The sequence below is a fragment of the Microbulbifer zhoushanensis genome, assembly GCF_021729055.1.
GTDB lineage: Bacteria > Pseudomonadota > Gammaproteobacteria > Pseudomonadales > Cellvibrionaceae > Microbulbifer > Microbulbifer zhoushanensis.
Window position 1 is genome coordinate 74,437 of the sequence record NZ_JAJSAO010000005.1, and the last position, 10,856, is coordinate 85,292.

A 10,856-nucleotide genomic window follows, 5' to 3' on the forward strand; every position below is an offset into this window, starting at 1 on the left:
TAAAAACCAGTTTTGATGATTGGCCCGGCAAGGTTAATTACACGGACTTTCAGAAATGCAGGAAAAAGAAACCTTGTTAACCGAAAATATTTTGCAATTCACAGCCGTAGAAAATCCCCTGAAGAACATTCCCTGCAATTTTAATCCACACAACTGGTACACATCACCTGCAAGCAGGCATGGCACCGGCCACTCACGAAAGTGAAACCCTCCACCACCAGAATGATACCCAGTGCTCCATGTAATAAGACGTAAGAGGATTAAGCGCCAACATCAATTTCAACCATAGACAGGAACAATTTCCCACTGATAGGTTCATTTTTGATTCCCGCCAACCCAAGGTGGATATAATGTCGATAATGTTGTCCCCCGGTGTTCGCACCTTCGAGCATCCCTCTGGCCAGTCTGTAGCCCGCGGCGCAATTTCGAGCCGACTGCTTGCTATCGGCATGGCACGGAAGGGTCCCATTAATACACCTGTTGCGATTCGCAGTTTCGAGCAGTACGTCGCGCAGTTCGGCGATGACCTGGCTTACGGCGAGCTCGGCATTCAGATACGCCAGGCCTTTACTGCTGGCTTGGGCGATGCGGTAGTCGTCCGCACTGCCAATAATGCCGTTGCTGCACATCATGTGATCGAGAGCGAATTCGCCGGCCCCGGCAGCGAGGTGCTCCGCGTTGACGCGGTTGATGCCGGGGTTCTCGGCGATGCGATCCGGGTCGAAGTCGACTACGACACACCCGACCCGGAACTGACCTTCAACCTGACGCTCTGGCGGGAGACGGTGGACGACCAGGGCCGCCTGGGGCGGGCTGAAAGCGAAGCCTTCACCAACCTTTCCATGGACCCGCAGGCGCCCAACTTCGTCCAGCGCGTAGTGAATGGAAATTCCCGGCTGGTCCGTGTGACCACCGAGCACGCCCCGCCGGACCTCACGATTAATAATGAGGACCTGGTCTACAGCCAGTCCGGCTTTTACTTTGCCGATCTCAGTACTTTCCTGTCCGGCATCGGCAACGACCTGGGGATCATCGTCGAGATTGACGGGCGTGAGCAGGTACCGGTAACGCTGACCCAGCCAATCACCCTGGCCTCTATCCAGGAGGCAATCAACACCTCGCTGGGAGCCCGTGGTCTCTCGGCCCATGTACACGTGACTGCTCACGACAGCGGGCACGGTTCCTCCGCGCTGCGCATCGCAGTGGACAGCACAGATGGGACCCGTTCGATCCGCATCCTTCCTGCGGGGCATAACGACGGTACAGGAACCCTCGCGCTCGGCAGCCTGCAGGGCGGATTGGAGGTTGGCCTTTACTCCCAATACCGACCCGTGATGACCGGTGTTACGACGCGCCCTTTCGCTTCGGCGGACGACATTTCACCGCTCGAGGCACCGCTCAGTGTCGGGGCGGAGCCGTGGCCGGTTGATTTCGGGGATGGCACCACAGACGGCAGCCTCACGGGGCTGACCTGGGGTATCCCCAGCGCGACCAGCCCGATGGACGACGGGGACGGGGACAGCGACACACCACTCTCGCTGGCGAATTTTGCCAACAATCTCGATAGCCTGGTGGCAACATTGAATGCTGCCGACCCGCTAGGCAATACCTGGACGTTCAGCCGTATCGGTTACCGGGTCCGGGCCGTCCGCAACGACGGCATGTTAGCGCCCTCAGAAGCGGGAAGCTTTGATACCGGAGGCGCAATTGCCTACCTGGATTCAGCCGCGGCAATTCGCGCGGCGTTCAGCCTCGGACAGGCCGGTGGCGCGACTATGGGTAGCGACGGCCAGGCGCCGGTCCTCGCGGATTACCAGGCCGTGTTCCAGCGGGTTTCACGTGAAGTCGATATCTTCAATATGTTGATTCTGCCTCGCGGTCATGAACAGAGCGATGACCAGCGCGGCGGAATCTGGGGCGCAGCCAGCGCATTTTGCCGTGAACAGAACGCCCTTCTCATCATGGACCCGAGAAGTGACGAGAACGCCTGGTCGACGGTCGACGAGGTCACCGCAAAAGCCCAGCTTATCGACTTCAAGAGCGGCGTGATCCCCGAGGTAACCTGTGTCTTCTGGCCGCGGGTCAGGACGCCCTACGGGCGCACCCAGGTGCACATTGATCCTTCCGGCACCATGGCGGGCGTGATCGCCTCGACCATCGGGCGGCTCGGTGTGTGGAACGCCGCCGCAGGCCTCTCTGCACCGCTCGTCGGGGTTACAGGCCTCGAGTACCCGATGTCGGACGCCGACAACGGCGTTATCAATCCGCGTGGAATCAATGCACTGCGTGCGAAGTCGACCGGCAACGTCAGCTGGGGCGTTCGCACGCTGGCGGGTGATGATGCTTTCTCGAACCGGGACTTCGCCTACATTCCCGTCCGGATGACCACGGACTTTATCAAGAACTCTCTTCAGGCAGCGCTGCAGGAATTTGTTTTCAAACCCAATAACCGGGTTACCTGGGCGAATATCGAGATGATGTGCCGCGCCTTCATGCACGGACTCTATGAGAAAAAAGCGTTTCGCGGCGCGACTGTCGATGAAGCCTATAACGTGCGTTGTGATGAGACCACCACGTCCCCTACAGATATCGCGCTCGGCATCATGAACGTCTGGGTTTTCTTCGCACCCTTGTTCCCAGCTGAGTTTATTCACCTTCATGTTCAGCACAAGTTTGAGCAACCCTCATTTTAAGGAGGGCGACCATGCCCATTACGCCTGTCACGGTTCGTCCGACCCCGCTGACCAACGCCTATTTCGAGCTGTTTCTCGAAGGGCAGTCAGTTGCCGCTGTCACCGCCATCGGTGCCATCAAGTCGAGTGTAGCGGCGAACCCCTCCAAGGACGGCACCCAGCTTTACTCGGTCTACAGCCCTGGTGCGGTGACCTATGAGGCCTGTGAGATCAAGCAGGCACAGGTGCTCGACGTCGCGTTGCTCAACTGGTTCGAACAGGTACACAGCCCCGTTAGCGCCGGTGCAATCTCGGTTGATGGGATGAAGAAAAACCTGATGATCCACGTCAAGGACAGCCAGATGCGCCCACGCATCCAGCATGAGCTGTTTTCCTGCCTGCCGACTTCGATCGCCTGGGACGCGCTGGACTCCAACGCCGAGGCAAACACATTCCTGACCTTCTCGCTGCAATATGAATACAGCCTGACGAAATACCTGGAACCCTGATCACGGGAGGCTATGTGGCGCAGATGATAGGGGGGAAGGTCATTTATGGTGTCGGGAAACGACGAAGCTACCTTTGCCGCCCTCTGGACGAGCAGGCGCTGTTTCGGCTGGGCGCGAATCCTGACCAGCTGATGCCGACAGCGCTTGTCCAGGGCGATGACCGTTTGTTACCGGATGACCTGCCAGAGCTTCCGCTGATCGACTACGAGTTGATGCTGGCACATGTCTATGCAGGTACATTTGGCACCACCATCGACCAGAACGTGGACTGTCCGGATTGCAGCAAGAAATTCTCCGTGGCGTTCTATCTCGGCACCTGGCTGTCCAGTATCCGCGACGCGGTGAAACCGGACAGGGAGAGAACCTTTGATGGCGCACCGTATGTGCTCCCCACGCAGTCGATCCTGAAATCAGTAAAACGGGACCAGCGCGTCCTGGCTCGCCGGCTCTGGCAAGGTGGCACAGACCTTCACCCGGAGAAAATAACTGAGTTCGAGGCGGAAGTTGCCAGGGCCTGCCCGATCCTGGCGGACGACATCGAGTCCCCCTGCCCGCGCTGCGGGGAAATCGTGCGTAAGCGCTTCGTCCTGCGAAACCACCTTGCCTCACGACTTCGCACCTGGTTGCACAGGCTCCTGGCCGACATTCATGTGCTGGCTTCCTGCTATCACTGGTCCGCCGCGGACATCCTCGACCTGCCACGCCAGACACGAGTTGCGCTGGTCGACACTATCCAAGTGCAGCGCGGTCGCGCACGTAGTAGCCGCTGAGGGCGATAGAGCAATGTCAGGTTACTTCGAAGACATACTGGAAAGTTATCGCCCTGCTGAGCCTATAACAGGCACGGATGCCCCATGGACGGACCCGATCACCGAAGCTGCCACTCCAGACCTGCCATTTTCGGATGTCGGGGCTGCTACCGGACCCGACGACGTGAACCTGCCGCTCGCTCATCCCGAGCTTCCCGAACCCGATGATTTTCGGGAGACCGTTCACCGATCCCCGCCCGAGCGGGAGCCCCCCGCACAGCCAACACAGGCCCAACCGCTCGAACCGAACGAGCAAATTGTCGCACACGAAACTCGGGTCATAGAGCGACCTGCCGATATTCCCCCGGCACCCGACTCCGGCATCGAGGAGCCGATACAGGCTACGGACCCCGATATTTATGTTCGAGAGCATGTCGACCACTCAACCACGCATATCCACGAACACTTCGAAAATGTCGACAACAACATGGTTTTCGAGCCGGAGCCGGAAGAGACTGAATCTCGTGCACCAGCGGAAGGGCATCCGGCACCCGAACCCACCGAGCCTGTGGAGCAGGATCCCGGTCCTGCACTGGCTGCGATCGAGACAGAGCTGGCCCGGGCCCTTGCCCGGCTGCACGGCGAGTTCGAACCCCAGCAGCCCCTTGTATCTCCCAGCGATTTCGAGCCCGAGGTGCGTGACAACCCGATTCCCACCGACATCGAACCCGTGCGCGAGGTGACACGGGAAGTCGTTACCGAGATCCACCATCACCACACGAACGAGAGCCGCGCCGAACAGCCAGCCAGGCCTGCACCCCGAACTGCAGCCGAGGCCTCGAGAATCGGCCCGATTCGATTCGCCGCGGCCTGGAAGAAGGAAGAGCGCTAGATGGCAGTCACCCAGCTTTCCCAGGTCACATCAACCCTGGAGACCCTGCTCGCGGCCAATATCGAGCGGCGTATGGGGGGCGTACTTACCGTCAATACAAGTTCGGTTTCACCGCTGGACGTGTCGCCCACAACCAACCTGGTCAACATCTTCCTGTATCACTTGCATCCCGAGGGAAAGCCCGACGCCGCGGAGGAACCTGCTGCCAGTCCGTCCCGCCCGGTGTTCTTCTCCAAGCCAGTGACACTTCATTACCACCTCACTGTCTACCAGGCGACCGGAGTGCTTCCGCACCTGTCCGAGCAGGATCTCCTGGGTCATGCCCTGGCGACACTGCTGGACCATTCTGAACTGGACGAGGACGTCTCGATCGGGACGGTCCCGGTCTTCGACGACGCCCTCGTCGGGGCGGGCAACCACTTCGAGATCGAAGTCGTCGTCAAAACCGGCAGCGAGGCGCTCAATGTCTGGCCCGCCTATGACGGCGGTGCGGTTCGACCGAGCCTATATTTCAGGGTCAAGAACGTACGGCTACAGCCGGAGATGCCGCAGGAACTTTCCGGGCCGATCCTGACTGTCGGTGACGCGACGCTGCCCAACATGGGGCCGCGCCTGCAGCGTATCTCGAGCACAATCACCGCAACCATTCCCGGAGCGGGCGGAACTTCACAGCGACAATTCAACCGCACACCGGCCGAGCTGTTCCCGGGCGCAGGACCGGAAGACCGCGTTCTCGTGCTCCGCGGCACTTCCATTGACCAGTTCGTGGATATCGAACTCACAGTGCCCGTGGGCGATACCATGGAAACCTTCCGCGTCGACTTCGAGGCTAACGCCGCGAACGGCTGGGCAATCGATGACGAGCGCGGTGAAGTTCTGGTAACCACCGGTGCAGTGGTCGCCCGTCCGGTCGCCGGCGTGATGCAACCACTCTCACTTGAGCCAGGCGATGCGCAGATTCGTGTCCTGACCAGCGAGACCATGATGCAGGGCGGCGAACCGGTGCCCTTCGAGATCCCGTCCAACCGCCTGCCTTTCACACTGAATCCCCACATCGCGCAGGCCGACCTCGTCTCCGGTCGGCGCTTCCGGCTCGACCTCGATGGTAACTTCGACCTGGAGACGATGGCGCCCGCGGATAACCATGCCAGTCTCCTGCGGCTGGCCATCGGTGGTGCGGTCTATCACGTGCGCGATTCTGCGGCCGGCCTCCAGGCGGGAGACGCCGCCATTGCCGGACCAAGGCGAATCGACTATGTGCTGTCCGACGACGCTGACGAGAATGCCCTGGCCTATGTCCAGCTCTGGATCCGCAACGCCGTCAGCCAGCCGTTCTGGGTGGGGGGTACCTAGATGCGCAGCTTCGCCGAACTCTATGCCATCGACATTGATGCCATCGTCGAACTCACTGAAAAAAAGCTGACCGGTCGCCACGACGGCGAGCAGGTGGCGATGCTGCGCGCCCGGCTCAGCGACCCGGAAAATTCGCGCTTTGCAAAGCTTGTCCAGATGCTGGGCCTGACACAACCCGAGTGTGACCTGCTGACCTGCCTTATTGCACAACATATCGACCCCACTCTCGAGGCAGCCATTCGCGAAAGGTCCTCATTCCCCTATATCCATGAAGCGCTCGTCAGGGAGGCCTTCGGGCTGGGCCGGATACCAATCTACACCTCGGACAGCGCCCTGAATCTCTGGCAGCTCGTCCGTGCCCGCGATATGGGACCCGGGGCCCCGATGGCTTTTGACATCGACCTCGCAGTGATCGAATGGCTGGCCGGCAGGCCGGGCCTGGAACCGGCACTCCAGCAATTACTGACGCGCGTCGAGGAGGGACAGGCTGCTGATGAAAAGGTCCTGCAAAACATGGCACAGGCCATCCGGGTCGAGGGCAGCAAGGCGCACTGTATCGTTTGCGAACTGACAGGCAGCCCCGAGACTGACTTCACCCGGGTTGCCGCAGGAGTGGCATCCATGTTGAACACCAGCCTGTGGGTCGTGCAGGCACAGGAGGAACCGTTCACTCCCGACCAGGTTCTGCGTATCCACCGTTTCATCACTGTCCAGAACGCGGCGCTCTGCTGGCAGGCCCCCGAACCCCAGCTCCTCGAGCCGGGCATCTCGCCCTCCGCGCGGCTCCAGTTCATTCCGAATGTAGAAAGCCAGCCAGCCCGAACTTCCAGGACGCACCGGTACCTCAGCTTCGAGATTCCCGCCCCCCGCCGTGATGCCCTGCGCGCGCGGCTGCGCGAGCGCTTTCCCGATGCACCTGAGAACAAGCTTCGTCGTGTGGCCGCCATTCGCGGCGTGGATGCCCGGTTGATTGAGACTGCGCCGTCGTCCGATATCGACCTCTTCGCACGTCGCGCCGTAAGACGAAGTACGCGCGCCCTCCACGCCTGGGCAATCGAACTGTCGACCGACGTGGGCTTCGACGATCTTGTCCTGGATCCGCCCATGCGGGAACAGCTCGAGGACCTGGTGGCCCAGATACAGACCCAGCACGAATTGATGAACAGGCCCGAGGTCGCCCGGGTCTATGTTCAGGAACGGGCGCTCTCGATCCTGCTGCAGGGCCCCCCCGGCACTGGCAAGACGCTGAGCGCCCGGGTTCTGGCGGGCGCAGCGGGCAGGCCGCTCTTCCGCGTGGACGTGGCGAGCCTTGTCAGTAAATGGCGCGGCGAGACAAACAAGAACCTGCGCAAAATGTTCCGGGCCGCGAGCCAGTCCGGCGCGATTCTGTTTATCGACGAGTTTGATGCTGTCGTCTCGAAGCGGACGGACACTCGCAACGAGATCGCGCGGGCCGACAACCAGAACACCGCCTACTTCCTGCAGCTGATCGAGAACGCCTACGAGGGTACGGTGATCTTCGCCACCAACCGGCCCCAGGAAATCGATGAGGCCATGCTGCGCCGTATCCGCCATACGCTCGACTTCCAGCCGCCGGGCGAGTCCGAGCGCACAAAACTGTGGCGCCTCGCCCTGTCACCTTTCGAACCGGCAGAGGACGTTCTGGCATTTTCAGAGGTCCTGGGTCCCGCATTCAGTTTCTCCGGCGCGCGCATCAAGGCCGTCGTGCTAAACGCTTACGCACAGGGAGCCGCCAGTGGAAAAGACGTGCTGACCATTAATGCGCTGCGGCGCGCGACGCTGGCCGAAGCGCGGCAGAACGGCCGCCTGCCCGGAAAGCGTGAACTGGGCCGTGTGCTCTCCTACGGCAACCCGGAGATCTCGGAGGTCCCGTCATGACCCTGACTGCCCCCCCGGTAAAGTCCGTCAAGGGCGCACTGATCCAGCTCAACCCGAAATCCGGCATCGCCGGGATTGCCGGCAACATTCCCAACGTTGTGCAGTTCGACATCAACCCCGAGACCTTGACCCGTAACTTCACTCCCTGGAAGGCCGAGGCGGAGGAAGGCGCCCCCAGCCCCGGCGCACCGGTGCAGCCGATTGAGGTACCGCAGAAGTTCACCGGCTTCGAGATCAAGATCGATCCCTATGCCGCGAAGGGCTCACTGGTCCCACCGAACTCGTTCAGCGTTGAAGCGCGCCTGGCGGCGCTGCGCAAGATGATAGAGCCTACCAAGGGCCTGGTCGGGGATCTTTTGCAGTCGGTGGCCGACCTCACAAACACCGGCTCATCGGATTACACCCCGCCCGAGGTGGCTCCGGTCATTCTCTGGCTGGGTGCACGGATAATCCTGCCGGTCCAGATCGAGAGTTTCACAGTTACCGAGCATCAACACGATGCGCTCTACTACCCGATCCGGGCGACGGTGGCAATGGAGCTGAAAGTGCTGACGCCCGACTACTTCCGCTGCAGCAACAGCGATGCCGCCGAAATCGCAATCGCCGCCTATGAATACACCCGCGCGCAAAGTGATTTGCTGGCGGTCGCCAACCTCGCCGACCTGTCGCCACTCTGGCGACTCATCGCGCCAATCTGAATGAGGAAACGATGGCCAAGTTCTCCCCCGATAGCCGTTATACAAAGCACTCACAGCCCTTCAAGACCACTGACCCGCGCGGGCGCGAGGTGCTGGCGGTCAAGCCTGCCGTTATCCCGGCGAGACGGAACCGCGGCACGCATATCACGAAGGACCCCCAACGGCTGGATCATCTCGCCTGGTTCTATCTCAAGCGCGCCGAAGCGTTCTGGGAGATCACAGCGCATAACGGGCGCCTGCTGCCTGATGCTGTTCTCGCCCAGGCGCGGATCCGCATCCCGACGGACGAGGATTGAGATGCTTTCGACTATCCAGATCGTCAGCGGCAGCGGGGGAACCCCGTGGACCCGGGAACAGCGCCAGTGTGTGCTGGAGATCCGCTCCGAGCACAAACTCAATGACCCGACGAGCTTCAGTATCCTCATGCACGACCTGCCCGACCGGCAGGGCGTGCGCCACCGGCTGCTCGCCCCGGGTCGCAAGGTCGCGGTTCTTGTCCGGCCGCGGGACCGGGGCGAGTGGCACGTGCTGTTCCAGGGCAAGGTCAGCGAAGTGGAGGAGCATCAGACCCAGGGTGGCGTCGGCTCGACCATTCTCTATCGCGGCCAGGACATCCGCACAATCATGGCGGCACGGAGCTATACCGGCGCCTGGTCCGGCCAGGTTGACGCGGTCATGAAACACCTGATCGAGCAGGACTTCGCCGAGCACCACGTCGACGCGCCGGAGAACAACGAGCTCGACGAGGAAGAAAACCCACTTGGGCAGAACAGTAACAACCTCGATTTCCTGCGGACGCAGGCCATTGCCTTCGGTCACAACTTCTGGGTCAGCTACGCCCGCGTGCCCGAGGCGACACCCGGGCTGGGTGACCTCAACCCGCTTGACGACAGCGAGCCCAGCGTGACTGTGACACCAAAGATCCACTGGGCCCGCTCCCCCTATTTCGAGGAGGGCGGTGCGCCATCAACCGGCGGTGTTGCCGCTGCCGCCCAGGCGCTGCCGGTTCTCGGAGGGGAGGATACCGGGCCAATCAGTTTCAAGGTGAATGTCAATCGCGCCTCCTGCCCCAATGTGACCAGCTTCGAAGTAATGTCTGAAGGCAGCAACGTCCAGACCATGCCCGAACAATCAGGCAGCCAGACCACACCCGGTGTTCCCTCACCACCGACAAACCCACTGGAACCGCCTCCCGACGACGACACCCCCGGCATTCATTTCGTGCCCCGGGCTGTCCAGCCGGGGGGGGACGGCGAGCAGGTCAATGAGGCACTCGAGCAAGAGCGCGCCTTTGACCGCAAGGTAAAGCTCTCAACAACCCTGGCGATGCTCAAGAAGCTCTGCATCCCCAACGAACTGGCGACGCTGGAGGGAGTACCGGAGGCCGTGGCGAACAGGCTCTTTCGTATCAGCGACGCGACGCACGTGATCCGCATCGATGGACACTGGATGGATGCCGTCCTGGAGAGCGACGGCAGGGAATACGGTGCAGCCGACGAGACCGGGGTGCCCGGTGCAACTGGAGAAATGGTATGAGCGACATTCCGAACCGCGGTCCCACAATCGACGAACTCTACCGGCCAAGCACCGGCCGTCTCTACGGCAAGTACCTCGGCGAAATCATCGACAGGGATGATCCGAAATGTCGCGGCCGCCTGCGTATCAGGGTAGACAACATCACAGACTCAAAAGGTGTCTGGGCTGACCCTTGCGTGCCCTACGCAGGGGACGGCATCGGGTTTTTTGCGCTGCCACCGGAGGGAACCAGGGTATGGGTGGAGTTCCTCGGTGGCAGGATTGACCGCCTCGTGTATTGCGGGTTCCTGTGGCAGGAAGGTGAACTCGATGCGCAGGATTATGACCCTGCCCGGGTGCATTTCGAGACCGGGTCACTCCGTATCGAGGTCGACGACTCCGCGGATGAGATCAAGATCGAAATCAAGAAGAACGGCGGCTCGATCACGATAAAAGGTGGCGAGATCACGCTGAAAGCAAACGTCGTCACCCAGGAGGCCCAGGGCAACAAGGTTGTCCTCGACGCCGCTGCCTTCGACGTCAAGAACGCCGCGCTGAAAGTCGTGTAA

10 protein-coding genes are annotated in these 10,856 nt (G+C 61.1%); all 10 read left to right on the plus strand.

Annotated elements, in window-relative coordinates; translation table 11 throughout:
- Positions 1-350 precede the first annotated feature (350 nt).
- The gene (locus tag LVD10_RS11145; protein ID WP_237063671.1) at positions 351-2,693 is read left to right on the plus strand and encodes a phage tail sheath family protein; all 2,343 of its coding nucleotides are present in this window, start codon (positions 351-353) and stop codon (positions 2,691-2,693) included.
- Positions 2,694-2,704: 11 nt separating this feature from the next.
- On the plus strand, positions 2,705-3,181 hold the full coding sequence (locus LVD10_RS11150) for a phage tail protein (protein ID WP_232941862.1): 477 nt from the start codon (positions 2,705-2,707) through the stop codon (positions 3,179-3,181).
- A gap of 131 nt (positions 3,182-3,312) precedes the next feature.
- Positions 3,313-3,951, plus strand: coding sequence for a hypothetical protein (locus LVD10_RS11155; RefSeq protein WP_237063673.1), 639 nt, complete (start codon positions 3,313-3,315; stop codon positions 3,949-3,951).
- Positions 3,952-4,417: 466 nt separating this feature from the next.
- Positions 4,418-4,822, plus strand: a complete 405-nt coding sequence (locus LVD10_RS11160; RefSeq protein ID WP_237063674.1) for a hypothetical protein — start codon at positions 4,418-4,420, stop codon at positions 4,820-4,822.
- Positions 4,823-6,175 carry a Pvc16 family protein gene (locus LVD10_RS11165; protein ID WP_232941856.1) on the plus strand — a complete coding sequence of 451 codons (1,353 nt, stop codon included), beginning with the start codon at positions 4,823-4,825 and terminating at the stop codon, positions 6,173-6,175.
- Positions 6,176-8,074, plus strand: a complete 1,899-nt coding sequence (locus LVD10_RS11170) for an ATP-binding protein (protein ID WP_237063676.1) — start codon at positions 6,176-6,178, stop codon at positions 8,072-8,074.
- Positions 8,071-8,772: a hypothetical protein gene (locus LVD10_RS11175; RefSeq protein ID WP_232941853.1), complete on the plus strand. Its 702-nt coding sequence runs from the start codon at positions 8,071-8,073 to the stop codon at positions 8,770-8,772. The genes LVD10_RS11170 and LVD10_RS11175 overlap by 4 nt, the downstream gene beginning before the upstream one ends.
- Before the next feature lie 11 nt (positions 8,773-8,783).
- On the plus strand, positions 8,784-9,068 hold the full coding sequence (locus tag LVD10_RS11180) for a hypothetical protein (protein WP_232941851.1): 285 nt from the start codon (positions 8,784-8,786) through the stop codon (positions 9,066-9,068).
- A gap of 1 nt (position 9,069) precedes the next feature.
- Positions 9,070-10,308, plus strand: coding sequence for a hypothetical protein (locus LVD10_RS11185; protein WP_232941849.1), 1,239 nt, complete (start codon positions 9,070-9,072; stop codon positions 10,306-10,308).
- On the plus strand, positions 10,305-10,856 hold the full coding sequence (locus LVD10_RS11190) for a phage baseplate assembly protein V (protein ID WP_232941847.1): 552 nt from the start codon (positions 10,305-10,307) through the stop codon (positions 10,854-10,856). Before LVD10_RS11185 ends, LVD10_RS11190 begins: the two co-directional genes overlap by 4 nt.